We start from the raw sequence: 26,252 nt of genomic DNA, 5'->3' as shown, positions 1-26,252 counted from the left end.
AAGTTTTGGTGCTATTAAATACTGATTGAGTGCATTTATGCCATCTAGCTGAGGCCAATGGCCTCAGCTAGTACAGACTTACTCATTAGGATCATGGTCGAAGGTTCGGCCTTGGCGAGGGGCGCGCTTAGCGGAAAACGGCGCCTGTTGTTCAAAGTATTCCGCTTGGGTATGGCGGCGCTGAGCTTGATGAGGCATCTCATCTTGCGCTGGCGAATATTGGCGAAACTTAGCCAGTTGGCGCTTTAAAAATAAACGCCCAAAAACGCTTAACACAACCAAACTCACCGCCGCGGTTAAGATGATAAAGGGCAGCGCTAGCAAGACCAATGTCATCACAACTAAACCGATAGCAAATGCCAACCACCCTTTGGTGCCAGTGAACCTATGTTGCAAAGGATTTTGCTGAAATTGATGATAAATCATAGTTTCTCCTGAATTTGCTTAGGCTTAATTCTGCCTATTTAGGCGGCAGAGATCACGTTAAATTAGCTTAATCTTAGTGCGAGCTGGCAGCGAGTGTCTCGGCAGACTCTGCAATATCAGATGATAAGCTCATTAGGCTTAATGTGTGCTGAATCATTTGCATCGGCTTGATTAAAGGCCTGCGCTACGCTTTTGCAAATGGTTTCTCGTATCCATTTGTGTCCAGGATCCTCATTATTACGTTCATGCCAGAGTAAGACGTAGGCTAAAGGCGAAAATTCCAGAGGCAAGGGTAATTCCACTAAGGGGTAGAGTTTCTGTGCGTGGCTAGCAAAGCTAGAGGGCAGGGTAAAAATAAGATCGCTATGGGCGCAAACACTGGCGGCACCATAAAAGTCTGGCACCGTTGTGCTTAAGTGACGGCGGTGGCCCAGGTTAGCCAAAAAATAGTCGAGTGCCCACCACTCATTGCCCTCGCAACGCACCTGTACATGAGACATCTCTAAGTATACGGCTAGGCTCCATGCATCACTGTTGACGAGTGCGAGGATCGGGTGCCCATGCCGTACGAGGCAGACCTGATGATCCTTAAATAGGGTTTGGTGGGCAATGCCTTCGGGTAGGCGCTCGATAATCAGATCCGATTGCGGGCTGAGGTCGCGGCCTGTGATGCCAAAGTCTATCTGTCCTTGCTGTAATGCAGGCAGTGACTTTTCTAGCCAGAGGTAAGAGTCTAGGCGCAAGTTAGGTGCATTATAAAGTAACGGACCAATAAAGTAGGGGATCAGGGTTTCGTAGGCGCTTTCCACCATGGCAAAAGAAAATTGGCGGTTACTGCTAGCAGGCTCGAAATTGGGCGGCTGAGTCAACTGATAAAGCCCCTGCAACATGGTGGGCAGTTGTTGCCCAAGGTGCATGGCATGGGCGGTGGGTCTTAAGCCGTGTGCGGTACGAATAAATAGCGGATCGTCCAAGGTGTCTCGCAGGCGGTTTAAGCTCTTACTCAATGCCGATTGGCTGACGTGTAACCGAATGGCAGCGCGAGTCACGCTGCGTTCTTCGAGTAAGACTTGCAGTATCACCAGTAAGTTAAGATCGATACGAGCCAAATTGTCGAGATTCATTAGATATTCCTTAAAGGAAATTAGCTTTTGAAATTATACCATTTCTATTCATAACAGCACTGATTTAAAATGCCCGTCTAGCACACTTCCGATTAACTTACAGAGATTAAAGAAACCTCATGCGTCGTAATTTGTTACCTATTTTAATGATGATGGTGGTGCTCAGCCCACTGGCCATCGACATCTATCTGCCTTCGATGCCAACCATGGCGGCAGAATTCGCCGTATCGGCTAGTCAGGTGCAATCGACCTTAGTGCTGTTTTTATTTGCCATGGGGGTCGGGCAGATCCTGATCGGTCCATTAGCAGACCGTTACGGCCGTCGCCCAGTTGCTATGGGCGGTATTTTGCTCTATATCGCCAGTAGCTTTATGGCTGTGGTGGCGATGGAGTTCCATTGGTTGCAACTGGCTCGTGTGCTGCAAGGCTTAGCTGCCTGTTCAACCTCTATTGTGGTCTTTAGTGCGATCCGCGATAGTTTTACCCCTAAAGAAGGGGCGCGTTATTATAGCTATATCAATGGTGTTATCTGCGTGATCCCTGCCTTAGCTCCGACCCTAGGCGGATTACTGGCATTGCAGTTTGGCTGGCGTTCAACCTTTATCTTTATGGCCTTGTATGGCTTGTTGATGATGGTGATTGTGGGTTATCGCCTGCCTGAAACTCGCCCCGCCAGTACGGTAACCACTGGGCCACTGTATCGCTGGGCTCGCTATAAGCCGATATTGCGTGAGCCTCACTTCCTATTTTATGCCGTCGCCTGTATGGCTGGTATGGCCGCTATTTTGTGCTATGTATCATACTCTCCGGTGTGGCTTATCGAGCGTTTGGGTGTGTCAGAGCTGACGTTTAGTGGTTTGTTTGCTCTCAATGCCGTGGTCAATATTATTGCCTGTTTTGCCGCTCCAATGGTGATTAGCCGTTTAGGTAATCGCCCCACCGTTATCCTAGCGTTACTGGCTTTATTGGCAGCTGCCGTGTTGGAGTTGGCGATGCAGTTATGGGGACCACAGACGGGCTTGCCTGCGGCGTTTGGCTTTATGTTGCCTATGATGATCTTGTGTATTGGTTTTGCTTTATTGCTTGGTCCTGCGACGAGTATGGCGCTGTCGGCTTTTGGTGAGCGTGCCGGTACTGCCGCGGCGATGCTGGGGTTTATTCAGATGAGTGGTGCCTCGCTCATTGCCGGTCTCATTCAGCAAACTGATTTAACGGCGCCCTATGCGGTGATTGTTGTGACGGGAGGATTAGCAACCCTATTGCTGGCTCTGATGGGCATGAGCCGGTTCGACAACTGCCACCAAGAGCAACATGCTCATTAAGTTATTTATGTCTATGCCTTTGATGCCAAAGGCTGCCGCTGGCAGATAGCCCCCTCGCGGATAATGACAACCTAACCCTTTTGCCTGCGTGGAGTGACCTTAAGCGCAGGCTTTTTTTTATCAATATTCTCCCAAGGGGTATCCACTAACGGTTCAATATAGGCGCGCTGAGGGGCGTGGTTTGGTAAACTTAACGTCAGTGTGATTATCGAAATAGAGCCTGTTGTGAGTCGAGTCCTGTGTGAACAATGCCAATACCCGTTAAATGCCTGCCTGTGCGCCCATATTAGGCCCATGTCGACGTCGCTTGAACTCATTGTTCTGCAAGATCCCGGCGAAGTTAAGCATGCTAAAAATAGCGTCAAGTTAATGAAAGCCGTGCTTCAGCCGCTGCGTGTCGAGGTGGGGGAAACACCAAGTGATTTTGCCGCGCTTAAGGCCTATCTCGACAGTGTGGATAAGCCGATATATTTACTCTATCCCTCAGAGCATAGCCAAAGCATTACTCAGCAGAGAATGGCATCCGATGCTGTGCTGTTGTTGCTCGATGGCACCTGGCGTAAAGCCTATAAGTTATTGCAGCTCAACCCTTGGTTGCAACAGTACCCGGCGCTGCATCTGGAGCTTGATGCCCCTTCCCATTACACGATTAGAAAAGCTAAGCGTGACGACAGCTTGTCGACCTTAGAGGCGGCTGCACTGGCTATAAAGGCGGTGTCGCCTAATGTCGATGTATCACCTCTTAATGATGCCTTGGCGGCATTAGTCGAGCAACGCCTCAATGCCATGCCTGTGGCTGTTAGGGCACGTTATGGTCAAAATGACTAATTGACCTAAAAATGTGTGATCTACCGCCGTGGCCACGCTAACAATTTAGTACTGGGTCACGACAATCGGATTACAACTGATGTTTAATGATGCCATCACTTGTGTGCAAGTGGTTTGGTCGTTGTGTCAGTCACTGTCCATGCAGGGAGGCAGTGACTGACTCGGCTACCGGTTTCTGGCGACGTGACAAGCCCAAACCGGGTTTTCACCATCATATTACTTACCATTATCTTGCGCTCTAGGCTTATTTTCCTCCCCTCTCTTAATTTTCCACTAGGCTTATTTACCTAACGAGCTTTACCAAGCGAGTGGCGGCGTTGAGCGCTTACTGGGCTTGAGCAATCCGCTCAATAAAACCGACATGTTGCCATGGCTTGCGTTAAGTGCGCGAGCGGGTAACAGACTCTATTCCAATAATAAGCCGCTACCATCCCGAGCAAGCAGCATGTAATATCGACACGTTAAGTCAGCGGTTTATTCTTGGCTACAAGGGAGCTGATATTAAGCGAGTGACTATCGTTTTTAGGCTGCGCTTAGCAATTTATCGCATTGATATTCATCGTTTATCACACATAGGATTTGAGGAAAAATGATGCTTCGTACACAACATCGCATGACATCGATATTGATCAGCTGTTGTTTGCTGTGCAGCGGCGCCGTAATGGCCAAAGAGAATCTTAGCCTAAGTGACAAAACCGCAACGGCCGAGGCGCTATCGCGACAAACCGAGCAAGATCAATTAGCCAAGGCGCGCCAAGCGGCGAGCGAGACAGAGCAGCGTCAGCAAGAAGTATTGCAGCGCCAAGAAGCAGGCGAATGGCAAGCAGAACAAAGGGCTAAGGCGCAAGCCGAATTTAATCAGCGCGAAACCCGCGAACAAAAATATTTACGTGAAGCGGCCGAAGCGGCGGCAAAAACGCGTAAAATCCCGCAACCTTAGGGCGAATTAGCATACCTAGTGTGCGGGCGACCCTTAACGTGGATCATTGAAATAGGAAATACCGTGAGTTGTTGTCCTTTATGTAAGAGCCCATCTTTAACTGAATTTTATCAAGATAAGCAACGCGCCTATGTTATCTGCGCTGTGTGCCAGCTGGTCACTGTGCCCGACCAGTACCTGCTCAGCGCCGCCGACGAGAAAGCGTTTTACGATAATCATCAAAATAATAGTGACGATTTGGGCTATCGCCGTTTTTTAAGCCGTACTTGGAGCCCGCTATTGCCGCGGCTGACACCTACAATGCAAGGGTTGGATTTTGGTTGTGGCCCAGGGCCAACCATCAGTGTGATGGCTGACGATGCAGGTATCACTATGGCCAATTATGACCTGTATTACTTTAATCATCCTGAGCTGTTAGCGCGCCAATATGACTTTATTACCATGACCGAGGTGATTGAGCATGTCGCCGACAGTGCGGCATTGCTGCAGCAATTAGACGCCTTACTCAAACCTAATGGGGTACTGGCTATCATGACTAAACGAGTCTTGGGCGCCGAGGAATTTGCCCGCTGGCACTATAAGAACGATTTGACCCATATCCGTTTTTACAGCATTGCCACCTTTGAGTGGATTGCTCGGCAGTTGCAGTGGCAGTTAGAGGTGATTGACAACGATGTGGTTTTTTTTACCAAAACGGCACTAGCTAAGAGCTAGGCTCTTGAAAAAGGTGGCTTAATATGACTTGTTGTAAAAATGATTTCACCTTTGCATCGTTATCCTCGATGGTAAAACCATATTGATATTCGGCACTGTCATCGCTAGGAGTTTGAATATTTTTAATGATAATAGGTACAGCTTGTAACGGCTGTTCTTGCTGGGTCTTTACTTGCAGGTAACAGCGCTGTTCTAAAGTTAAGGAATTGACTCCTATACCAATATAGCCACCGCCTTTAACTGAAATGTCCTGTAAAAAACCGCTAGAAATGGGGAGAGCATCGTAGCTATCTTGACTTGGATTATGTAGCGATGCTTCCACAAAGATGGGAATGCGAGCATGTTGGCGTAAGGTAACGCTTTGCAATTGATTTGGGTATTTAACCACTAACCATCGTCCTGAGCTGCTTAGCACTGCCTTTATTTGGCTTCTAAAGGCCAAAATATTGGCCTCAGGGTCTTCGCTGTTGATAATACGCACCACCACATTTTGTCCTTGGGTGATGAGTAACTTCGCCGCTTGCCACTGTTTGTCATACCCAAGCGCTAAGATCACTCCATTATGGGGATCGATACCAATCAAGCGAGTGCGCAATCTTATCTGTTGTATCGGTGTTAATAGTTGCAACTGCACCTCCGTGTTACAGCTCAGGCGATTGAGGTAGGCAAAGTTAACATCTGCGGTAGGTGACACGATTAAACTCCATGTTACGTGCGGTAAAAGCAGTAGTTCTGGCTAATTAGAGTAGCAAAAAAGCAATAAGTTACAATTAAGTTGTGCAGTTTATTCCCTATGCACTTGATCTTAATCGGCGTTTCACCGCTAATAGTCAGCTGGGTGCCGATACCTTAGTCTATTGAGGGATTGGTAAAATTTGGATGTTTTAGTTGCGCAACGAGGGAACCACTGATGATGCGAACAATTATCGCGCTGGGGGTGTCGATAGCAGTGTTATGTACTGCTGCGGCCGCACAGGCGACACAAGTCGATGATATACAAAGCTTTACACTCGATAACGGCATGAAGATCATGGTGTTAGAAGATGCTTCTATCCCCAATGCCAACATGTACCTATTTTGGAAAGTCGGCTCGCGTAATGAAGTTCCCGGCATTACCGGAATTTCTCACTTTTTCGAACATATGATGTTTAACGGCTCAAAAAAATATGGTCCTAAGATGTTTGATAGAACCATGGAAGCCGCGGGGGGAGCCAATAATGCTTACACCACAGAAAACGTCACTGTGTATACCGACTGGTTTCCTGCCAGCGCGCTAGAGACCATTTTTGACCTCGAAGCCGATCGCATTGCGCATCTGGATATCAATGCCGAAATGGTAGAAAGTGAGCGCGGCGTGGTGACCTCCGAGCGCACCACAGGGCTAGAAAACTCCAACTGGCGCACCATACAAGAAGAGCTTAAGGGCGTCGCGTTTAGAGCGCACCCTTACAGTTGGTCTGTGATAGGCCATGAATCGGATATCTCCGCCTGGACCCTAGACGATTTAGTGCAATACCATAAGACCTACTATGCACCTAATAATGCGGTGGTGGTGATTGCGGGCGATGTTAAACTCAATGAAGTGAAAGCCTTAGCCAATAAGTACTTTGCGCCAATTCCAGCCCAAGCGCCGCCGCGCGAAGTGAAAACCGTGGAGCCGCTGCAAAAAGGTGAGCGCCGCGTCTATGTGCACAAGGCCTCGGTCAGTACGCCTAACGTGATGCTGGGCTATCATGTGCCCGCCACGACCCATGCCGATTATTATGCACTGGATCTCTTGTCCTCTATTTTGACCTCAGGCAATAGCTCGCGCCTCTATCAAGGCTTGGTTGAGCAGCAGGTGGCGATAGAAGTCGAAACCTATATGCCGATGAGTTTTGACCCTAACTTGTTTTACGTCATGGGGGTGGCAAATCCAGGGATCACCGCTACCGAACTAGAAAAAAGCATGATAAGCGAAATTAACCGCGTTGCGCGTGAAGGCGTTAGCCAGCACGAATTAGACAAGGTTAAAAATATCAAATTGATGGACTTCTATCGCTCGATGGAAACCATCAATGGTAAAGCCAATACCTTAGGTACCTATGAGCTTTACTTTGGCAATTATGCTCAGTTATTTAACGCGCCTGAGTCCTATAACAAGGTCACCCCAGATGATATTCAACGTGTAGCGCAAACCTATTTACGTCGTGCCAACCGCACCGTTGCCGTATTGGCGGCCACAGAGGAGAGTGACCAATGAAGCAATTTATGAGCCAAATGCCAGCCAAGTTGTCGACCTTAGCGCTGACTGCGCTGCTGGCGACCACGCTAGGCTTGTCTGGTTGTGCGACGACTCAAGCGCCTGTGTCTGACAGTGCCAGCTTTAAGATGCCCGCTTATGAGCGTTATCAACTCGATAATGGCTTAACTGTTTATTTAATGCCGCAGACGGAGGTTCCCTTAATTACCGTTAATGCCGTGGTGCGTGCAGGCGCAGTTAACGATACAACTTCTGGTGTGGCGCTGATGACGGCGCAGTCTTTACTGCTTGGCGCTAATGGTCAGTCAAAAGCCGACATCGAACAGATGGTCGATTTCCTCGGGGCGTCAATTGGGGCCAGCGCAGGCAAAGAGGGCACCTATATTGGCGCTGACTTTATGGCGAAAGATAGCGATAAGATGTTGCCATTGGTGCGAGACCTATTGGTGATGCCTGATTTTTCTGCCGAGGAGTTTGATAAGTTGCGTCAGCGTGAAATGGCTGCGTTAGCGCAAGCGAAAGAGAGCCCTCGCAATGTGATTGGTCGCTATTTCGATAAGCTAATATTTGGCCAACACCCTTATGGTAATCCCACTTCTGGGACGCGTACCTCGCTGGAGCAGCTTACTATCTCTCAGCTTAGAGCGTTTCATAAAAGCTATTATCAACCGCGCAACGCCGCTATCACTGTGGTGGGAGACTTTTCCCCAGCAGTCATGAAAGCCAAGCTAGCCAGCTTGTTTAGCGATTGGCAAAATGGTGAAGCGATTCAAATGCCCACTTTAGCCCAAGGACAGCCGGCGTTAGACCAGAGTAACGTCTTGCTGGTGAATAAGGGCGATGCCATTGAAACTACCTTCTTGATAGGTGGCAAAGGGGTCACGCGGGATAATCCTGATTTGGTTGGCTTACAAGTGGTGAATACCATATTGGGCGGTCGCTTTACCTCATGGTTAAATGATGAATTAAGGGTTAATGCCGGCCTAACCTATGGTGCTCGCTCAGGTTTTACCGCTTATTCTCAGGGCGGGGTGTTTAAAATTAGCACCTTTACCAAGAGTGAAACCACCAAAGATGCCATCGATTTGGCCTTAAAGACCTACGCGAGATTGTGGCAGAAAGGGATAGATCAGGCCACCTTAGACTCGGCCAAAGCCTATGTTAAAGGGCAGTTTCCGCCTAAATTTGAGACCAGTGGTCAATTGGCTGCTCTGTTGTCCGACATGTATTTGTACGGTTTCGACGACAGTTATATCAACGAGTTTCAAGCCAAGGTCGATGGCCTGACCATTGCCGAAAGCCAGCGCTTAATCAGTCGTTACTTTCCGCAGGATAAGCTGCAATATGTGTTAATTGGTAATGCCAGCAAGATTGCCGATGTTGCGGCGCAATATGGCGAGGTTAAGCAGGTTGAAATTGATGCCGTTGGATTTGCCCAGTAAGTCTACATCCTAGCAGTGCAGACCTTGCTGTTAAATAACAAGCCCCAGTAACCTTAAATTACAGGGGCTTTTTTATGATTGGCGATTAGCGCTGCTTATAGGCGCTCAAGAGTTAAAGCGCGCCTTCGTAGCCAATTTGACGCCAGGCTTCATAGCTGATGATCGCTACCGCATTAGACAGATTTAAGCTGCGACTGCTACCTGCCATGGGGATTTTTAGGCGTTGTGTGGTCGGTAAGGATTCGATGATCTCCATCGGTAAACCGCGGGTCTCAGGGCCAAACAACAGCACGTCATCTTTCTCAAAACTCAGTTCGCTGTGTGGACGGCTGCCTTTTGTGGTGCACGCCATTATGCGCTTACCTGCCATCGCCTCGAGAAAACTGGCAAAGTCTTTGTGGCGAGTCACCCGGGTTAAGTCGCTGTAGTCTAAACCCGCGCGGCGCAGCTTTTTCTCTTCTAAATCAAATCCAAGTGGCTCAATTAAGTGCAGTTGGCAGCCATTATTAGCACATAAGCGAATGATGTTGCCTGTGTTAGGGGCGATTTCGGGTTCATAAAGGGCGATATGGAACATGCTGGCCTACCTTTGGATTGATGAGCGGCGATTATACGGTAAAAGTCGATGGTGGAAAACGTCACTGTGAGTGGGATCGTGAATCTCATCATCGCCATCAACATAGTCGGCATTTAGGGTTATATTGCCTTAGGCGGTTATTAATTAGATGAGATAGATATGGAGCTGGCTAAACTCTCACGTATTAGCATGAAACACTTAATCACGTTGCACGTGATGCTGGACACCTTGAGTGTGACTGACAGCGCTCGGCGGCTGTGCCTTAGCCCATCAACGGTGAGTAAGACCCTAAGCCAACTGCGCAATAGCTTAGATGACGAGTTGTTTTACCGTAATGGTAATAAGTTGGTTGCCACGCCTGTTGCCCGTCGACTTGGGCCGAGTGTGCATCAAATCATTAATGATATGAACCAGATGGTCAGCCAAGAGGCGTTTAATCCTGCCCTGTATGAGGGCTGTTTCTCATTAGCCATGCGTGAAAGCACCTTTGAACTGCTCGCCGCGAAGTTAACTGCCCAGGTGCTGAAGATGGCGCCCAATATTCGCTTAACCATCTGTGCCAAGGAGGGAATAGGTTTCGACGGTTTAGTGCAGGGAACACTGGATTTCATCATCTTGCCCCATGATCGCAGCCAGCCGCCTATCACCCAGCAAGACTTGGTGTGGGAAACCTTAATTGATGATCAGATGGTATGTTTAATGAGTCCGGCGCATCCATTGGCTCATCAAGAGACCATTACCATGGCCGATTACTTAGATTTTAGTCATGTGGGAATAAGCGATGCCGACTTAAACATTCCCTTCTTTGAGATGCAGTTAGCTCAGCAGTCACGCCAGCGGGCGACCCCTGTAGTGGTGCCCGACTTTGGCAGTGCGGCGTTAATGTGTCATCACAGTGAACTGCTGTTTACCTGCTCGCGTCATTGGGCCAATACCGCTTTGCAGGCCAAAGGGTTAGTCACTAAAGCGCTACCATTCGATTATGGCAAGGTCGCCTACAGTCTGGTTTGGCAGCGTCAGAGTATGAATGATCCCGCTTTGCGTTGGCTCTATCAACAGATAGTTGAATGTAGTCTAGTGGCGTTTGAATGAAAGGATGGGGATTTTTTAGGGTTAAACTCTCTCTTGTCGCTTGAACGCAAACACAAAGCCTTTTATGTTATTGTTTTGTAATGGTCGATGCGATTAATCTCGATACAGATGAAGAGATTGCCAAACATGCGCTTTACTTATTGGCATGATGACTCCCATTAATTAATTGAAAGCGGCTTAATGCGTAAGGATGCATGTGCAAAGGTACATAAAAATAGCCAAATGGCGTGCCAATAGACAGCTCAAGCAACAACAAATGAGCTGGCAAGAGCGTATTAGAGGCATTGTTAAGCGAGGTCAGGCTATTTGGTTTAATTTAAGTACGGCACAGAAGCTGTATTTATTAGCCTTAACCAGTCTGCTTGTGCTGCAATCGGGCTGGCTCTGTACGGCGTTAACCATCGTTGCCTTAACCGTCGAGTTTTGGCCTAAGTTTAATCAACTTTGGCATTCACTTGCTGGTAAAGCACTGATATTAATCTTCTACGCAACCGTCGCCAATTTTGTACTTGCCAGCGCCAGCGGCATTGTCAATGAAGTCACCATGGTTTCGGCAAACCAATTAAATTATACCCATAACTTTGCCACCTTAATTTATTTACCGCCATGGGCGCTCGGGATCACCCTTGCCACCTTGCTGGCCCTGCAATTATTTTTGCCTTTGTATATTATCTTTCTATTGTTGATTAAGCCTTTTGGATCTGACCGCATCAAGTTCATTACGCAAAGTTATTCTCCCTTGTTAACGGCCTTATTACGCTTTGTGCTTTCCAGTGTCGTGATGATCAATATTTTTGCGTTTGTCGACGGTAAGCCTACGGCCGACATTGTCGATGATATTTCGAGCAGCTTTTCGCAAAGCCAGCCATTATCGGTCAAGCCTAAGGAACAACAAGAGCAAGTCATTGAGCAATTATCCGAGCAGATAGAGCAGCATACAGAGTCTAAAGCACTCGATGGACAGCCATCGGTTAGGGGGGATGGTGGGGATGAAGGCGATACCGAAATTGCTAATGCCGTGTTTTCTTTTATCGATACCAAAGGCTACTTCGAGCGCAGCAAGCGTTTGATCGCCCTTTTTGCCTATAACTTTGAAGCCAATAGTTACTCACGTTGTGAAAAATCTGAAAACAGTAAAGTCGTAGAGCTTAATGATTATGAAGTGGTCGAAATTGCTCTAGATAATAGTATGCCTTATGGTTACAGCTTCATTGTAAAAGCCTGTCACTCACCCGGCATAAAGCCACCGATGTGATAGCCGACACAGCAACTTTATCGACGCATGGTGGGTTGCGGTGGGCGGTGTTGTGATATATGACGGCACTATACTGCGCGGATCGAGTGCCTTCAGGCCCGTCTTTGTTGTTGCATTGACTTAACTTTACAGTGAGTTACTTAGTAAGCCAATGCGCTCAGAATTGAAAGCCCAAGTGGCTGCGAATGGAAATGGGTTATTTAACAAAAGGAGTGATTGTTAGAGTTGCCATTTGAACATGACATCATGCCCATTGTGAAGGTATCTAAGCTCGTTGACTAACCGGTCTTTTTCATTCAGCAGTTGTTTTTTCTTTTCTAGAGTCGCGGCTTTATCGATACTGGCTGTCAACTTCTGATCCAAATCGCGGATCTCATAATCGATATGCTGTAAGCGCATGCGGATATTATCGGCTCGTTGGTTGAGCTGGTGCTGCTGGTAACCGGCATTGTATTGTTCAACAAAAGCGTTGCTGGAGCAGACACCCGCATAGCCTTCTCCGGCTAAGCCAACGCGGTAGCCATTTTCGGGCTGACAGTAATTTTGTAGGCCTGTGAGGTAGCCTTCACGCCACTGTGCGTGATCGACCCTGATGCCAAATTCGGCACAATCCTCGGCATAGTCATTGATTTTATTGGCATAGCCTCCATTGTTACCGTCTTGATGTCCAAGAGAAAACCAATCGGCGTGCTGACACTGTTTGCTATCGAGTGAGGTGCACTGGGTGAGTACGAGCGCACTTAACGCCAATAAAATGTGTTGATACTTCATTCTGTCAATTACTGTATTTTTACTGGAGGTGTCGATTCTATGTAACTGAGTGAATCAACTCCAGTGATTAATTGGAGAAATGATACATGGTGATACATTTTTACCATTAAGCTTGACAAGGGCTACACCGGTTTACGTGCCCGCAGGAGGATATTGGTGATGACAAACAGTGCCAGATTACGCGGCTTCATTCAGTCCTTCACTCAGTTGGTTGGGCGAGTCGGTAGCGATGAGGAGCGCCTGTTTACGTATGGAAAGCCCTCTATAGAAGAGTATACATTAGGCTGAATGGAGCTTTATTTGCGACTAAAGCAGATAACTTCAACCATTCAGCGCTAGTTCTTATAGCTGATTTTATTAAGGATAGTAATCTGTATGGTTGATTTATTTTGTAAAAAAACGATTATGTAACGATGTTGAATCATAAATGCAACAAGCAAAGGACTGTAAATGAACAAAAAATATATCGCTGCGCTGCTCACTCTGCTAGTCAGTTCGTCAGTATTAGCGAACACTAGCACTCAGTGTAAGACTGTCTTTAAAGTAACCTATGATGATGCATTAACCTTGCAAACCGACAGCATTCTACAGGTTGACCCTGATTTTGATGTAAACCAAGCACTTACTCTGGAGTTAACTTCTACTAATTGCGCAATACGCACCAAGAACATTAATCAAGTGCCGGACGTTGCCCAAGAGGGCGATAGTCGTACTATCACTCAAAAGCGTGAAAATGTGTTAACGACGTATGTGCAGGTATATAAGGACGCTAGGTGGGTAACCACTAGCTTTACTCAAGTGTTTATCGACCCAAATAAAGATGAAAAAAAGCCGGTGTAGTACATTTTTAATTTCAGCATTGATCGACTAAATATAGATTTAGTACAAAAGGAACTCTCGGGTTCCTTTTTCATTTAGGTGACTCGGCTATGGCCATATCCATAGTTATATAGAGTTATCTATTGTTTTTAAGCGTTATAGTTCAACAATGAACAGCCAGATAGCTTAATTGATGAGCATGTTTATTAGGGGGACGTAATGGAAAGCAATGCCAGATTACGGGATTTTATTCAGTCATTTAGCCATTTAATCGAACACGCCGGCAATGATGAGGTGCGTATTTTGGCTGATGGAAAAAACCTACTGTCAGCACTTATCCGTCATGATGATTGGTTGCCCGAAGCGTTTGCCCAGCCGAGTGTGGACAGGTATCAACAGTATTTACTCTATTGCGATCCGCGGGAGCGTTTTTCTGTGGTGAGTTTTGTATGGGCGCCGGGGCAGACGACCCCAGTGCATGATCATACCGTATGGGGCATGGTTGGGGTTATGCGCGGCGCCGAGCGCTGTGAGGAGTTTGAACTAGACCCTGCAACCGCTCGCTTGCGTGCAATTGGTTCACATCACTTGCCCACGGGCGGCGTTGATCTCGTATCACCGCGCATTGGCGATATTCACAAGGTTTCTAATGCCCTTAAGGATAGTGTGTCGATCAGCATTCACGTCTACGGCGCCAACATCGGTGCGGTAAAACGCCATGTGTATGACCTTCATACTGGGCAGAAAAAGCCATTTATTTCTGGGTATACCAGCAAGGTAATTCCCAATATTTGGGATCATGAAGCCGAGTAGACTGCTAATTTATGTCGCAGGTCTACACTAGGTTTGAGCGTTGGGCTGAGTGGGTATTGGCTCGGTGAGTGAAGCTTAGCTTCGTGCTTATGAACGAGAGACAGGGATTGTCGAACTGGCTTTTAGATAGAGATATCGTTGCGAGCATGTCCTTGTGGGCTCTGCGAAATCATCCATGATTTCGAAGGCCAAAGCCGCGCTTACACTTATATCTATCGCCTCTTCGATTTAGCCGTATTTGGTGTGAACTCAGAATTAAAAGCTAACGTACTTTTACCCCATTTCAATTCAGCGCTGCTTTCCCTAACATTTTTCAGTATCCTCATTGCCTAAACTATTATAATGCGATAAACCATAAAATATTCCTCAAATTTAGTGTGAGTGAGCATGTAATGCGAGTAAAAATAGAACACCATGAAGATGGTGAGTACTATCAAAAATAGGTAATACGAAATGCTAGTGTTTAACTGCACCAAAGCCGCAGTAGAGTTTTTTACGGTTACGCGTCAAGGCCAAAAGGTTTCAGATCTAGAGCCTGCGCCACATAAAACCATCGCAGAGTCGATTGAAACACCTGTTTTTCCAAACGGTGTTGATACCGACAAAAATGGTGGATTTCAATGGCAGTGGGTACTACATTGTGTATCCATTAAACGCAAAAAATACTTAATGGCGATGGATTATCAAAGTCGTTTTTGTATAACAGTACTAGCAGGAAAGAAAGGTGATATTTATCAGTTTCTCAACACCTTTGAGCCAATGCTAAAAGCGTGTTTTCACAGTCTAGCCAATGAAAGCGGTGTTGATACGGTCGAGGTAGAGAACTGTGTTGATCATTATGACAGAGAAGTTAATGACTGTGCCTTCCACCCTCGAAGTGACCGTAGCGTGCAAGCTCACCTAAATGACGTTCATTGGCATCTTGAACGTCACTGCTATGAAGATGGAATGTTACTTGAAGATGTTGATCTACTTGGCTTTAACTTATTTTCAGGTCAGTTTCCTCGTAATAGTAAGCACAAGAAGGAGCACTTTTTCCCTAATGAAGAATTTGTTAACCAGTGGCAACAGTGGGCATTAAAGCCTCAACCAGTGGATATGAGTAATGTCATCGTGTTAAGCCATCACAGACAATAGAGAATAAGAATAACTTTTTGTAGCGACTCTGCTGACACTCCCAGCCTAAAAGCTTCTCTGCACATTGAGCAAGCTAAAAGAGGTAATTAATCAAGTGAGTTTGAGCATACTTAACCTCAGATCGGTTTAACGTAACACTGAAATCACGTTGAATTCTGCTGATGTAATATTGAGTTGTGGCTTATTCTCTTTGAGTTGATAAGCCACTAAACCACCTATCACATTAAGCATGAAACCATGTACGCTGCGGTGGCGTGTATGCTCTATTTGTGAGCTGTTTTTTAGCTGGTCATTGATTGTTTCTATAATAAATCGTCTAGAAAGCATACCAAATAGAATATTAGTCCTAACAAGCCTTGGTTCAAAAATAAGTTAGCTTTTGATTGTCCGAGTCATATCACTAAGGTTAAATCGAAGAGATAGATAAGTCGGTGTAGGTGCGGCTGAGGCCTTCGATTTCAGGGATGAAATCGCAGAGCGCCCAAGGATGGGTTTACAGCGGTGCCGAGGAAGCACCTGCACGAAAGGCCTGCGGCAAGCAATTCAAAACAATGTAAGTTAACGCTACCATCAATCAATAAAAACCAACTCTCTAAATGCTACAAGCCAAAAAAAGCCAACACCTTGATTCGAAGGCCAAGATACTTTTGTCCAAAAATAATTTAGCTTTTAACGGTTCTGTGGATACCAATTACGGCTAAATCGAAGAGATAGATAAGTCGGTATGTAGACTGAGACACCCATCGTTAAGGTATGTAGACTGAGACACCCATCATTAATGGCGCAGAAGTTAACCTCCGGCTATGCTTTGATTGAGCATTGAACAAGGAGGTTTTTATGCCACGCCCTCGCAGAACTCAAATAAGTATCGAAGACACAGCCTATTATCATTGTTGTAGCCGCGTCGTTCGCCGTGCGTTCTTATGCGGAGAAGACCAATACACGGGTAAAAACTATGACCATCGCCGTGGCTGGGTTGAAGCCCAAATACTCAAGCTGTCAGAAGTGTTTGCCATTGATGTAGCGGCCTATTGTGTCATGAGTAATCATCTTCACCTAGTGCTTCATATCGATATCGAGACGGCNAATAACTGGTCAGATAGGCAAGTGGTTGAACAGTGGNATAAGTTGTTTACTGGTAATGACCTAACTCAACGCTTTGCCAAAGGTGAGCTAATTGAAGTGCATTACGTTAGCCAGTTAAAACACCTTATTGCCACATATCGTTCAAGGCTCAGTGATATCAGTTGGTTTATGCGCTGCCTCAATGAGCCCATCGCTAGGCAAGCCAACATGGAGGATAACTGCACNGGGCATTTTTGGGAGGGTCGCTTTAAAAGCCAGGCCTTACTTGATGAAGCNGCACTGTTAGCTTGTATGGCGTATGTTGAGTTAAACCCTGTTAGAGCCAAGATGGCCAGTACTCCAGAGCACAGTGACTACACCAGTATCCAATTACGTGTTAATGCTGCACTGAAAGGTGAGCAGCCTAAGCATCTTTTGGCGTTTATTGGCAATGAGCGAGCACAACAACCGAAAGGCATAGCGTTCAGCTTTAAAGATTACCTTGAGTTGGTGGATGAAACCGGAAGAGTTATCCGAGAAGATAAACGAGGCGCTATGTCTAAACGTGCTGAAAATATCTTGCAAAGGCTTAATCTCCCCGCCGAAAACTGGCTAAAATTAACGACTGATTTTGGCAAGCTTTTTAGAGGGCCGGTTGGTTCATTGCAAGAGCTTGATGACTATTATACCCACCTAGAAAAACGACGAAGGCACTTTGCAAGCAGTTGTCAGCATCTTCAGTTCAGCTAGTATTTAGCCGCTTCCCACTTCTGTACTAGGCCTGTCAGTCAGGTCAATTTGTGATGCCTTAAATTCTGCCTTTTTGTCTTCTTTTCATCAATTCAAACTTATCAGATCCTCCCCAGTTGCCATTTTGACGAGTTTTCTCATTGATGATGCCTATCATGGGCAGCATAGGAGTAATCTGCAAATAATGGTGCTATGTTATTAATTAACTATGGGTGGCTTACTTCTTTTTTTGTTTCTTAATGAACTCCATAAAGTGTTACCCGACAACATTACACCGCTGATTGTCACTGACGCGGGCTTTCGTAATCCTTGGTTTCGAAAAGTAGAACAGCTTGGTTGGTATTGGCTAGGTCGCGCGCGAGGGTTGAGTGTCTATAGGCCGCATCCCTTTGGTCGCCAATTTTCACTAAGAGAGCTATACCCTCAAGCCAGTAGTCGAGCAAAACATGTTGGACGGGTGGCCTTGTCGGTAAAAAAACCTCTGCTATGCGACATGGTGTTATTCAGGGCGCGAAGTAAAGGAAGAAAAGGCCAGCGAAGTACGACAACCGACTGTCACCATACGGCCCAATGGACCTATGAATTGACGGCAAAAGAGCCTTGGGCACTGGTGACGAACTTAACAATGGAGGCGATACCGCCCAAGAAGTTGGTCAATATTTACCAAAAGCGAATGCAAATAGAAGAGACCTTTAGGGACTTAAAAAGTCCAGCGTATGGCTTTGGCCTACGCCATAGCAGAACACGGTACGCCGCGAGGATGGACATCTTGCTGCTCATAGCCTTGCTGGTACAACTGGCATTTTGGTGGGTAGGATTATACGGAGAAACGCAGCAATTACAGCGACATTTTCAAGCCAATACAGTGAAGAAACGTAAGGTGCTATCGATAGTCAGAATGGGAAAGGAATTGCTAAGACGACGTCATCACTACCCAATATCAGCGGATGATTTGCTTGAAGCTGCGAGAAAACTAGCCCAGTTATCATTAACCCATGGCTGCTGGGGCAACGAATTATGAGGGGATCCTACAGTGCTGGGCGTACACAAACAATTTAAGAGTGATTCAGCACGCTTGGCAATTTTGGTTTGGGTCGTGTTTCGTGTTTACGGTGTTCCAATTGAGCGTAGTGGTTGCGTGCCTCACACCTTAATTGGGCGTTAGCAGTTTTTACAATTCTGATGTTCTATGCGATAGTGAGTAAAAATCAAAAAGGGAATTAGATCATGGCTAAATTTTTGTTATCTATTACATTGTTACTTATCACTCTATTAAGTAAACCACGTAAAGAAATCCTTAAAGCGGTAAAATTTAGTTATCGCTACGCTGCCATTCAAATTGCTATCCTTTTTGCTGCTATTACTCCTTATATGTGGGGAGCTGCGCAAGAAGTCTTTGCCGGGCAAGTTCCACTTTTAACTACTTTGGTTGTTTTAGCGTATATCGGCATTTTTAAGTTTTTAGCTACACAATTTTGGTCCGTGGCTGATGCTTGTGCAATTCAATTAGATAAGCGTTTTGGTTCAGCATAAACTTAAACTGCTAACAAATAAGGATAGGCCGCGCGCAGCCGCGTCCTTATCCCGAGTGTTGAACAAGCCCGGGTTTGTAGGAAGTGATACCTTTATATAGTAAATAGCGGCGCGAGAGTTCACGCTGGTTTAGATCGGGATCTTGAATTACACTTTTGGCTAACCGTAACTATCCCTTAGCAACGCTAGCTAATTAATTAACTTCACTATATCAGTGCCTTAATCACCTCCTTTAAGTCCATCTCTTTCGGTCTATTAAGTCTGTATTCTTGAACTTACTCGCTTAAACAGCGGCGTTAGGCAGTGTTGCTTAGCGGTGTTTTTAAGCTTGTCGGTCGTGCATGCTTATTCTCATGTACTCCCATAAACTTCATTGGCTGTTGGCAGCAGGGACAAGGCCGTATTGCTGCGGTGTGCTTTGTATCCTCTACTATAGGAAATACCGCACCAGCGACAGCGAGCAGCAGCTGTATCTGTTGCCTCAGTTTGCAGAAGTTCCCGCTAAGTAATCCATAATCTCGTACTCGGCGTAACCCTTTGGGCAACACGTGTTGCAGCACCAGCCATAAAAACTCTATTGCGGGTAAGGTACGCACTTTATTGGTTTAAGTTTGGCTGTCTAGATACTCGAAGCTGACGTGCCCATCGATATTACTGATGATATTTTTATCAGGCAATCTACCACCCACTTCTTTGGGGTAGCTGCTGGCAGTGTGATGTCTAGCTTATTTGTCAGGTATTCCAGCAACCTTGCTCGCCACACTGTGACGAGATTAAAGGCGTTGAACAGATATTTACCTCTGCTTTTTTGCCACTGCTTTTTGTCTTTGTTGAAGCTTCCAGCAGGAATGATGAAGTGAAGATGCGGATGGTAGTCTCGGCGTCTGCTGTGGGTATGCAGTACTCCCGTGAAACCTATCTCTCCGCCAAGTGATTTTGAGTTGTGTGCAAAGTCTTTAAGTACACTGGCCGCAACTGAAAACATAGCTTGATAGAGCAACTCAGGTTGATGTTTTGCAATGATTCGAAGCTCAAAAGGTAAAGTGAACGTCACCATGTAATACTCAACGGGCAATAACTTAGTTTGTTGTTTAGCTAGCGAATCTGCCGTGGTGTTGTGCTGGCATTGAGGGCAGCTCCGGTGACCACATGAGAGTGGATAATCAGTGGTATGAGTACAACTCTGACATGCCCAATGACTCGTGCGTTCAGTATTGGTGCGGCAGCTGAGCATCGAATAAATGGCTTGTCGCATCGCGGTTGTTATCTGTTGCTCGTATGCCTGATTAAACGCATCAAGATGAGCATGTAAAATATCGACGAACTTGATACGCCACACTCCCACTTCAGCGCTAAACCATCCGTCAGCAGGTTAATTGCTTCGACCGTGTTCTTGCGAGTGATCTGGGTAAGTCGTGTATAGCGTGCAGTAGTATTTAGGCTGTTATGGCCGAGCAGACTTTGAACAGAGCGCAGATCTAATCCTTGTTCTAGCAAGTGAGTGGCATAGCTGTGGCGTAGATTATACGGGCTGATAGATTTATGAATATTGCACTCAGTAATCACTTTTTTTAGTGCTTTCTGGATGCCGCCTTTGTCCAAAACCGAGTTAGCTTTTTAACTAGCTACTCGCACGAAATGAAGCAAAATCGAAGAGACAGAATAACCCAGTGTAGATGCGGCTGCGGACGTTGATGGCAGGGATGCCATCGTCGAGCCTCCACGGATGGATTCACGGCGTGTAGCAGCAGTATCTGCACATAAGCCTGCGGCAAGCAATTCAAAACAATGTAAGTTAACGCTACCATCAATAAATAAAAACCTATTCCGGCAAATGCTACAAGCCAAACAATGCCAACACCTTCATTCGAAGGCCAAGATACTTTTGTCCATCTTTGAGTCAGCGAGCCTGCGCTGACTCACTTATGCCCCGAAGTGTGTTGGCCTTGCAGTGAGGGTATGGCATTTTTTTACTTTGTTTGGGTAGTGATTGGCAGAGTGACTCGTGTACTGGCTTCCTTGATCTGAATGCACTAAGACTTCACTTAGCAGCCTGCTTACTTTTGTGCCAAAACATACTCAGAATTAACCATGATTGGCTTGTGTTTATGGCGCAATGGTTTAGGTTTAGTGGTAGCGTTTTTATGCCTTAATGCGGCGTTATATTTTGAATTAAAAGGTGGAGTATATGGATAAAGCACTGCAAACCATGATTGAAAATATGCCTGAGAAAACTGGCAAAAAGCTAGAAGAATGGATTCAAATATTGAAAAAAGAAAACCTTGAAAAGCACTCGGCAGCGGTCACTTTTTTAAAAACAGAGCATGGTGTGACGCATGGATTTGCCAATACTATTGTCACCTTATCCAGAGATAAAACTGACTCTCCCGATGATTTGGTGTCAATGCAATATAAGGGTAAAGCATTGCTTAAACCAATTTATGACATGCTTCTTTTAGAAATAAATAAGTTAGGTGAAGATATCGTCATTACGCCAAAAAAAGGAAGTGTCAGTTTTATCAGAAAAAAACAGTTTGCCTTAATCAAACCTGCAACGAAAACGAGAATAGATTTAGGTTTGAAACTCAAAGATATCGCGGTTCAAGGTCGCTTAGAGGATTCTGGTCCATTTGGTACTATGTGTACTCATAGAATACAGCTAAAGAGCATATCTGACGTCGATGCTGAGGTTATTGGTTGGGTATCAAAAGCATACGAAAAATCTGTTTAGTCAAAATAGATAAAGTCAATCAAACGAGTCGGTTAATGGCTTACTCGGTGCAGTTTCACTGTTGAGTCAGCGATTATCTGCTCTCATTGGGGGCACTAAATGAAGTTCGCAGTTATACCTATAATATTGCTGTTTATTACGCTTAATACATATGCTAGAGATGTTGAGTCTTTGACCGTGGCTAGGCTCGATGGCTCTCAAATAAATTATTATCTTCTAGGTCAGCCTGATAAGTCTCCCAGTGATGTGTTGTTGCTTATTCTTCAAGGCTCTAGCTGCAACAGTGTTTTACAAATTGAGTCGATATTCAGTGACTACCAAGATGTCTGGCCGACAGCTGATCTTCTTCTCATCGAAAAATACGGAATTGACAGGAAACTCAGTTACAGCCCAGATACAGAGCGAAAAGATTGCCCGGTTCAATATCTTCAAAACGATAGTCCAAAGCAACGTGTTGCGGACATCAATACCGTTATCGATAGGGTACGTAAGGACCGTCGATACCGTTATTTAATCGTCCTCGGCGGGAGCGAAGGGGCGCTTGTCGCCAATTTGTTTGCCTCAAGCAATGAAGATGTAGATGCAACGATCTCCTTTAATGGTGGTGGTCGTTGGTTCATCGATGACGTTTTATACAATATCACTTCTGAGTATGAAAACCGCGCAGCGGCCAGAGATAGCATTGAAGGCTTTAAGGGGTTTTCTGAGCATGTACTTAACAGTCAACCATCGTTGAATCTTGTGGTGAGCGGGCATGGTTATAGTTGGTGGCATCAAATGTTATCTATCGACCAGTTTGATGTGCTTCAAAAAGTAAATTCTCCTTTGCTTATCGTTCAGGCGGGGATGGATTTATCGGTATCGCCGCAGGCTGTTGATGCAATGATTATGGCGTTACGAAAAGCCGGAAATAAAAACATTGATTATCTCACTTATGAAAAACTCGACCATGGATTTAGCAATGGTGCTGGCCAAAATGAACGGAAAAAAGTTATTGCCGACATGAAAGCATGGTTAACGCGACAGCTAAACAACACAGAACAACTCGATGCAGAGTGATTAATGCTATCGAGTTTTAGAAAGATTTAAGTTTTGAGCGTTTGGCGTTTGTCATATAACCCAAGCAAGCTTTTTGCATCGAATGTGAAGAAACAAACACCTTCCCTATAGAAGCGCCATTCATTGTGGTTAATTCTCGGGGGCGAGTTTACTGCAAGCTATTTAAACTTATTCAATATGCTGACAAATTGTTATGTATTTTTGCCGACAAAAAAGGCGCCTATGATGACTCATAGGCGCCTTTTTGATGAATCGCCGCTTAGGCTTTTGCTGGAATACGTTCGAGTACGGCTAGAAGCAGCTTCCAGTATTGATCGACGGTCTCAATCAATACCATCTCATCTGGGCTGTGAGGATAGCGGATGGTGGGGCCAATGGAGACCATATCCATCTCAGGGTAAGGCTTCTTAAACAAGCCACACTCAAGCCCTGCGTGGATCACCATAATGGTTGGCTCTTTATGGTAAATCGCTTCATAGGTGTCTTTGACAATCGCCATCACAGGGGAGTTGCTGTCAGGTTTCCAGCCGGGGTAAGCACCGCTAAACTCCACCTCTGCGCCCGCTAAGTTGCTCAGTGCTGTTAGGTTGCCTTCCACTTCTTCACGGCCAGAATCGATAAGCGAGCGAATTAAGCAAAGAATATTGACTGATTCTGCTTCGGTTGAGATCACGCCAACGTTTAAAGAGGTTTCTGTTACGCCTGCTATCTCATCGCTCATGCGCATCACGCCATTAGGGCATGCATGCAGCAGATCGATAAGCGTTTGCTGCGCATCTTCACTCATTACCTGTTTCGCGGCTGGAGCCTCTTGCAGGGTTAACTGCATATCTGGGTCGGCGATGGCTAACTCTTGACGAACGAGTTGGGTAAATGCTTGCATTAACTCATTTAGGCGCGCCACATTTTCACTGGGCAGCATAAAGCTGACGCTTGCCTCGCGAGGAATGGCATTACGCAGCGAGCCGCCAGTAAAGTTTGTCAGTTCAAGTGCTAACTCATCGGCGTGATTAAATAAAAAGCGGGCGAGGAGCTTATTAGCATTGCCGCGGCCTAAATGAATGTTTACCCCTGAGTGCCCGCCTTTGAGACCCGATATCGACAGGGTATAGGTTGCGTTTGTTGGCTCTGGCGCTTGCCATACCATAGGCACACTGATTTGAGCATCAACGCCACCGGCGCAGCCCATGTAGATCTCACCCTCTTGCTCCGAGTCGGTGTTGATCAAGATCTCAGCATCAAGATAACCCGCTTCTAATCCAAATGCGCCGGTCATGCCTGCTTCTTCATCTATGGTCAGTAGCACTTCTAATGGGCCGTGAGCAATGTCGTCGCTGCCTAGAACCGCCAGCGCCGACGCCATGCCGATACCGTTGTCTGAGCCTAAAGTTGTTCCCTTGGCTTTTACCCAATCACCGTCGACATAGGCTTCGATAGGATCGTTTTCAAAATCATGTTCTTTGTCGGCATTTTTTTGCGGCACCATATCGATATGGGCTTGCAGGGCGACGACTTTACGGTTTTCCATGCCTGGTGTGGCGGGTTTCTTAATGATTAGGTTGCCAACTTTATCTTCGACAACGCTGAGCCCTTTGTCTTTGGCCCAGTTTTGAATGTGTTGACTTAATGCTTGCTCATGCTTTGATGGGTGGGGAATGGCGCAGATCTGTTCAAACCACTGCCACAAGGCTTGAGGTTGCAATTGACTTAATGTGCTCACGGACAAACTCCTCTTTCATTCTTTAATATAGGTCTTTGAGGTCAAAATTGGCCACAGTCTATCATAGGGTGATTTTACTCGGGTCGATTAAAGTCGATTTTGCCTGTGATATCTGTCATACAAAGTTGCCAGATAGGTTCACAATAGTTCTGATTTGACTTGGCTTTATCGCTATATAAAGTGAATAATGCCACAACAATTTGACAGCGATGATCCGCCGCAGAGCGGTATCGAGTTCACAAGCATAGGGAATGGATATGAATCCAATAACGTTTGTTGATGTACAAGATAATGATGCCATTTTTGAAGGTGCAGGCTGGGATGCACTGATCGTGGTAACGCCAAGTATCGATGCTATCGGTATCGACGAAATCAGTTTACTGGCCCGCCATGGCGCTAAGGTCGATGCGCGAGTAGGGCGTAGTGCTACCTTATTATTTGCGCCCGGTTTGGCTGGCGGGCGTTTAATTGTCGCGCCAGTACTGGGGCATGACAAGGATGTTGAAGATGTGCGTATTTATGTCGATGCTGCCCGTCAAGGCATCGCGCTGGCTAAAGATGCAGGGGCTCGTAAGCCACTATTGATTATTTCACCGAGTAACGCCCCCCAATATCGTCAATCATTACCTGTTGCGGCTTTGGCTTGTGGCCAAGAGCTATGGCAAGCATTAGAGCTGCGTGAAGCGGTAGCACTCACCTATGGTATCGACACTATTGGTTTATTGGTTAGTGATGTGCAGGCCAAGGTACTTAATGCCATCGAAGCAGGACGCCATCTTGCGCGAGATCTGTGTGGTACCGAGCCCGAGCGGATGTCGGCCCCCGCGTTTGCACAGTATTGCCTCGAGGCGTATCAAGATTCGGGTTTAAGCGTGAGCGTAATTGAAGACCGGGATGTGCTTGAGCGTGATTATCCTCTGCTGAGCGCCGTTGGGCGCTCCTCTTTTGCGGTATCGCGCCATCAACCTAGGGTAGTTAAGGTGGAATATTGTGCCGATGATGAGATCACCCGCAGTTACTTTTTTGCCGGTAAAGGGGTGGTGTACGACACTGGTGGCGCCGATATTAAGGTTGGTGGCGGCATGGCGGGCATGAGCCGTGACAAAGGCGGGGCCGCAGCGATTGCCGGGCTGATGAAAACCTTGGCGATACTCAAGCCAAAGGGAATTAGGGTTGTTGCCGAGCTTGGGTTGGTGCGTAACAGTATTGGTAGTGAAGCCTTTGTTACCGATGAGATCATCAGTAGTCATGCGGGCGTGCGCGTGCGCATCGGTAATACCGATGCCGAAGGACGTTTAGTCTTGGCCGATCTCCTATCGCATCTACGTATTAAGGCTGCTAATGCGGTGGCGCCGCAGCTGTTTTCGGTCGCAACTCTAACAGGGCATGTGGTGCGCTGTTATGGCAATTATACTGCAGTGGTTGAAAATGCTGTGGCGCGTTCGCAGCGTGTGGCGAAGCAATTGCAAGAGGTGAGTGAAGTGTGGGCAGAGCCTATCGAGGTGTCTCGTCTGCGCCGTGAAGATTATAAGATGCTTATCGACCCCTCTGCGGCGGCCGATATTGTGTCATCCAATAATGCGCCTTCTTCGGTCACGGCTCGTGGTCATCAATACCCTGCTGCATTTTTACTTAAAGCTTCAGGATTAGAAGCCCACGGCTTAAAGAGTGATAAGCCGCTGGCTTATACCCATGTGGATATAGCAGGCAGTGCCACTGAAGGCTCGCCACTTTATGGTAAACCGACGGCGGCTCCTTTAGTGAGTCTGTTTCAGTATATGTGTGCCGATCAATAATGTGTTTGCGACAATGGCACTCGCGCTCACTTGATGTGGGCGTCGATTGACGCAGGGGAGGGTAATTGGGCCGAGTCGGGTAACTGGCGCAATAGC

At 46.4% G+C, this 26,252-nt stretch carries 23 protein-coding genes and 3 pseudogenes; 17 read left to right on the top strand and 9 right to left on the bottom strand.

Annotated elements, in window-relative coordinates:
• Positions 1-78 precede the first annotated feature (78 nt).
• Together DN599_RS14365 and DN599_RS14360 are read right to left on the bottom strand one after the other, a co-directional pair.
• Positions 79-426 (bottom strand): hypothetical protein, encoded by a 348-nt coding sequence (locus DN599_RS14365; protein WP_110458279.1) that lies wholly within the window; start codon positions 424-426, stop codon positions 79-81.
• 116 nt (positions 427-542) lie between these two features.
• Positions 543-1,550: a LysR substrate-binding domain-containing protein gene (locus DN599_RS14360; RefSeq protein ID WP_110458278.1), complete on the bottom strand. Its 1,008-nt coding sequence runs from the start codon at positions 1,548-1,550 to the stop codon at positions 543-545.
• Between the two features lie 119 nt (positions 1,551-1,669).
• Between DN599_RS14360 and DN599_RS14355 the strand changes: the two genes are divergently transcribed.
• The 4 genes from DN599_RS14355 (at position 1,670) to DN599_RS14340 (ending at position 5,354) form a co-directional block, all read left to right on the top strand.
• Positions 1,670-2,872, top strand: coding sequence for a multidrug effflux MFS transporter (locus DN599_RS14355; protein WP_110458277.1), 1,203 nt, complete (start codon positions 1,670-1,672; stop codon positions 2,870-2,872).
• A 225-nt stretch (positions 2,873-3,097) separates the two neighbouring features.
• Positions 3,098-3,700, top strand: a complete 603-nt coding sequence (locus DN599_RS14350) for a tRNA-uridine aminocarboxypropyltransferase (RefSeq protein ID WP_110458276.1) — start codon at positions 3,098-3,100, stop codon at positions 3,698-3,700.
• Positions 3,701-4,289: 589 nt separating this feature from the next.
• On the top strand, positions 4,290-4,640 hold the full coding sequence (locus tag DN599_RS14345) for a hypothetical protein (protein ID WP_239473316.1): 351 nt from the start codon (positions 4,290-4,292) through the stop codon (positions 4,638-4,640).
• A gap of 63 nt (positions 4,641-4,703) precedes the next feature.
• The gene (locus DN599_RS14340; RefSeq protein WP_110458275.1) at positions 4,704-5,354 is read left to right on the top strand and encodes a class I SAM-dependent methyltransferase; all 651 of its coding nucleotides are present in this window, start codon (positions 4,704-4,706) and stop codon (positions 5,352-5,354) included.
• Here the strand turns inward: DN599_RS14340 and DN599_RS14335 are convergent.
• Positions 5,344-6,048 (bottom strand): flagellar brake domain-containing protein, encoded by a 705-nt coding sequence (locus DN599_RS14335; RefSeq protein ID WP_162599217.1) that lies wholly within the window; start codon positions 6,046-6,048, stop codon positions 5,344-5,346. The genes DN599_RS14340 and DN599_RS14335 overlap by 11 nt on opposite strands.
• 216 nt (positions 6,049-6,264) lie before the next feature.
• Between DN599_RS14335 and DN599_RS14330 the strand changes: the two genes are divergently transcribed.
• Positions 6,265-7,596: a M16 family metallopeptidase gene (locus DN599_RS14330; protein WP_110458273.1), complete on the top strand. Its 1,332-nt coding sequence runs from the start codon at positions 6,265-6,267 to the stop codon at positions 7,594-7,596.
• Positions 7,593-9,038: a M16 family metallopeptidase gene (locus DN599_RS14325; protein ID WP_110458272.1), complete on the top strand. Its 1,446-nt coding sequence runs from the start codon at positions 7,593-7,595 to the stop codon at positions 9,036-9,038. The genes DN599_RS14330 and DN599_RS14325 overlap by 4 nt, the downstream gene beginning before the upstream one ends.
• Before the next feature lie 112 nt (positions 9,039-9,150).
• On the opposite strand, the gene trmL is transcribed toward DN599_RS14325, so the two are convergent.
• Entirely contained in the window at positions 9,151-9,615 is a 465-nt protein-coding gene (gene trmL, locus DN599_RS14320) for a tRNA (uridine(34)/cytosine(34)/5-carboxymethylaminomethyluridine(34)-2'-O)-methyltransferase TrmL (protein WP_110458271.1), read from the bottom strand.
• A gap of 159 nt (positions 9,616-9,774) precedes the next feature.
• Between trmL and DN599_RS14315 the strand changes: the two genes are divergently transcribed.
• Together DN599_RS14315 and DN599_RS14310 are read left to right on the top strand one after the other, a co-directional pair.
• Entirely contained in the window at positions 9,775-10,707 is a 933-nt protein-coding gene (locus DN599_RS14315; protein ID WP_110458270.1) for a LysR family transcriptional regulator, read from the top strand.
• A 256-nt stretch (positions 10,708-10,963) separates the two neighbouring features.
• Positions 10,964-11,962 (top strand): hypothetical protein, encoded by a 999-nt coding sequence (locus DN599_RS14310; protein ID WP_239473315.1) that lies wholly within the window; start codon positions 10,964-10,966, stop codon positions 11,960-11,962.
• Positions 11,963-12,181: 219 nt separating this feature from the next.
• Here the strand turns inward: DN599_RS14310 and DN599_RS14305 are convergent, their stop codons facing one another.
• Entirely contained in the window at positions 12,182-12,733 is a 552-nt protein-coding gene (locus DN599_RS14305; RefSeq protein ID WP_110458269.1) for a DUF2799 domain-containing protein, read from the bottom strand.
• Between the two features lie 450 nt (positions 12,734-13,183).
• Here DN599_RS14305 and DN599_RS14300 point away from each other — a divergent pair, with 450 nt between their 5' ends.
• The 3 genes from DN599_RS14300 to DN599_RS14290 all read left to right on the top strand — a co-directional run bounded on the left by DN599_RS14300 (position 13,184) and on the right by DN599_RS14290 (position 15,502).
• Entirely contained in the window at positions 13,184-13,573 is a 390-nt protein-coding gene (locus DN599_RS14300; RefSeq protein WP_110458268.1) for a hypothetical protein, read from the top strand.
• Between the two features lie 198 nt (positions 13,574-13,771).
• Positions 13,772-14,365 carry a cysteine dioxygenase family protein gene (locus tag DN599_RS14295; protein WP_110458267.1) on the top strand — a complete coding sequence of 198 codons (594 nt, stop codon included), beginning with the start codon at positions 13,772-13,774 and terminating at the stop codon, positions 14,363-14,365.
• 453 nt (positions 14,366-14,818) lie between these two features.
• Positions 14,819-15,502, top strand: a complete 684-nt coding sequence (locus DN599_RS14290) for a DUF6933 domain-containing protein (RefSeq protein ID WP_110458266.1) — start codon at positions 14,819-14,821, stop codon at positions 15,500-15,502.
• A gap of 126 nt (positions 15,503-15,628) precedes the next feature.
• On the opposite strand, the pseudogene DN599_RS14285 reads toward DN599_RS14290, so the two are convergent.
• Positions 15,629-15,829, bottom strand: a pseudogene (locus DN599_RS14285) (transposase); the annotation flags it as partial.
• 510 nt (positions 15,830-16,339) lie between these two features.
• Here DN599_RS14285 and DN599_RS14280 point away from each other — a divergent pair.
• The 3 genes and pseudogenes from DN599_RS14280 to DN599_RS14265 all read left to right on the top strand — a co-directional run bounded on the left by DN599_RS14280 (position 16,340) and on the right by DN599_RS14265 (position 18,850).
• Complete coding sequence (locus tag DN599_RS14280; protein ID WP_110458265.1) at positions 16,340-17,317, top strand: transposase; 978 nt, start codon at positions 16,340-16,342, stop codon at positions 17,315-17,317.
• Between the two features lie 232 nt (positions 17,318-17,549).
• Positions 17,550-18,338 (top strand): annotated as a pseudogene (locus DN599_RS14275) (IS4 family transposase); the annotation flags it as partial.
• A gap of 206 nt (positions 18,339-18,544) precedes the next feature.
• Positions 18,545-18,850, top strand: a complete 306-nt coding sequence (locus tag DN599_RS14265; RefSeq protein WP_110458263.1) for a hypothetical protein — start codon at positions 18,545-18,547, stop codon at positions 18,848-18,850.
• A 296-nt stretch (positions 18,851-19,146) separates the two neighbouring features.
• Here the strand turns inward: DN599_RS14265 and DN599_RS14260 are convergent.
• Positions 19,147-20,180 (bottom strand): annotated as a pseudogene (locus DN599_RS14260) (IS91 family transposase).
• A complete protein-coding gene (locus tag DN599_RS14255; protein WP_275426007.1) occupies positions 20,114-20,452 on the bottom strand; it encodes a tyrosine-type recombinase/integrase in 339 nt (112 codons plus the stop codon). Before DN599_RS14255 ends, DN599_RS14260 begins: the two are co-directional and overlap by 67 nt.
• A gap of 586 nt (positions 20,453-21,038) precedes the next feature.
• Between DN599_RS14255 and DN599_RS14250 the strand changes: the two genes are divergently transcribed.
• Together DN599_RS14250 and DN599_RS14245 are read left to right on the top strand one after the other, a co-directional pair.
• Positions 21,039-21,581: a DUF4287 domain-containing protein gene (locus DN599_RS14250; protein WP_110458262.1), complete on the top strand. Its 543-nt coding sequence runs from the start codon at positions 21,039-21,041 to the stop codon at positions 21,579-21,581.
• Positions 21,582-21,680: 99 nt separating this feature from the next.
• Entirely contained in the window at positions 21,681-22,640 is a 960-nt protein-coding gene (locus DN599_RS14245) for an alpha/beta hydrolase family protein (protein WP_110458261.1), read from the top strand.
• Positions 22,641-22,899: 259 nt separating this feature from the next.
• Here the strand turns inward: DN599_RS14245 and DN599_RS14240 are convergent, their stop codons facing one another.
• Positions 22,900-24,360 carry an aminoacyl-histidine dipeptidase gene (locus tag DN599_RS14240; RefSeq protein WP_110458260.1) on the bottom strand — a complete coding sequence of 487 codons (1,461 nt, stop codon included), beginning with the start codon at positions 24,358-24,360 and terminating at the stop codon, positions 22,900-22,902.
• A gap of 257 nt (positions 24,361-24,617) precedes the next feature.
• Between DN599_RS14240 and DN599_RS14235 the strand changes: the two genes are divergently transcribed.
• The gene (locus tag DN599_RS14235) at positions 24,618-26,156 is read left to right on the top strand and encodes a M17 family metallopeptidase (protein WP_110458259.1); all 1,539 of its coding nucleotides are present in this window, start codon (positions 24,618-24,620) and stop codon (positions 26,154-26,156) included.
• Positions 26,157-26,252: the final 96 nt, after the last annotated feature.

It is taken from the genome of Shewanella algidipiscicola (assembly GCF_900380485.1).
GTDB lineage: Bacteria > Pseudomonadota > Gammaproteobacteria > Enterobacterales > Shewanellaceae > Shewanella > Shewanella algidipiscicola.
This window is presented reverse-complemented; position numbering and strand designations above follow the sequence as displayed.

What these genes read in the sequence shown, in the direction of transcription:
- DN599_RS14295 (WP_110458267.1), top strand. Translation starts at nt 13,772, where the DNA reads ATGGAAAGCAATGCCAGATTACGGGATTTTATTCAGTCATTTAGCCAT.
- trmL (WP_110458271.1), bottom strand. Translation starts at nt 9,615, where the DNA reads ATGTTCCATATCGCCCTTTATGAACCCGAAATCGCCCCTAACACAGGC.
- DN599_RS14310 (WP_239473315.1), top strand. Translation starts at nt 10,964, where the DNA reads ATGAGCTGGCAAGAGCGTATTAGAGGCATTGTTAAGCGAGGTCAGGCT.
- DN599_RS14290 (WP_110458266.1), top strand. Translation starts at nt 14,819, where the DNA reads ATGCTAGTGTTTAACTGCACCAAAGCCGCAGTAGAGTTTTTTACGGTT.
- DN599_RS14300 (WP_110458268.1), top strand. Translation starts at nt 13,184, where the DNA reads ATGAACAAAAAATATATCGCTGCGCTGCTCACTCTGCTAGTCAGTTCG.
- DN599_RS14355 (WP_110458277.1), top strand. Translation starts at nt 1,670, where the DNA reads ATGCGTCGTAATTTGTTACCTATTTTAATGATGATGGTGGTGCTCAGC.
- DN599_RS14365 (WP_110458279.1), bottom strand. Translation starts at nt 426, where the DNA reads ATGATTTATCATCAATTTCAGCAAAATCCTTTGCAACATAGGTTCACT.
- DN599_RS14330 (WP_110458273.1), top strand. Translation starts at nt 6,265, where the DNA reads ATGATGCGAACAATTATCGCGCTGGGGGTGTCGATAGCAGTGTTATGT.
- DN599_RS14235 (WP_110458259.1), top strand. Translation starts at nt 24,618, where the DNA reads ATGAATCCAATAACGTTTGTTGATGTACAAGATAATGATGCCATTTTT.
- DN599_RS14315 (WP_110458270.1), top strand. Translation starts at nt 9,775, where the DNA reads ATGGAGCTGGCTAAACTCTCACGTATTAGCATGAAACACTTAATCACG.
- DN599_RS14360 (WP_110458278.1), bottom strand. Translation starts at nt 1,550, where the DNA reads ATGAATCTCGACAATTTGGCTCGTATCGATCTTAACTTACTGGTGATA.
- DN599_RS14265 (WP_110458263.1), top strand. Translation starts at nt 18,545, where the DNA reads ATGGCTAAATTTTTGTTATCTATTACATTGTTACTTATCACTCTATTA.
- DN599_RS14250 (WP_110458262.1), top strand. Translation starts at nt 21,039, where the DNA reads ATGGATAAAGCACTGCAAACCATGATTGAAAATATGCCTGAGAAAACT.
- DN599_RS14245 (WP_110458261.1), top strand. Translation starts at nt 21,681, where the DNA reads ATGAAGTTCGCAGTTATACCTATAATATTGCTGTTTATTACGCTTAAT.
- DN599_RS14325 (WP_110458272.1), top strand. Translation starts at nt 7,593, where the DNA reads ATGAAGCAATTTATGAGCCAAATGCCAGCCAAGTTGTCGACCTTAGCG.
- DN599_RS14345 (WP_239473316.1), top strand. Translation starts at nt 4,290, where the DNA reads ATGATGCTTCGTACACAACATCGCATGACATCGATATTGATCAGCTGT.
- DN599_RS14305 (WP_110458269.1), bottom strand. Translation starts at nt 12,733, where the DNA reads ATGAAGTATCAACACATTTTATTGGCGTTAAGTGCGCTCGTACTCACC.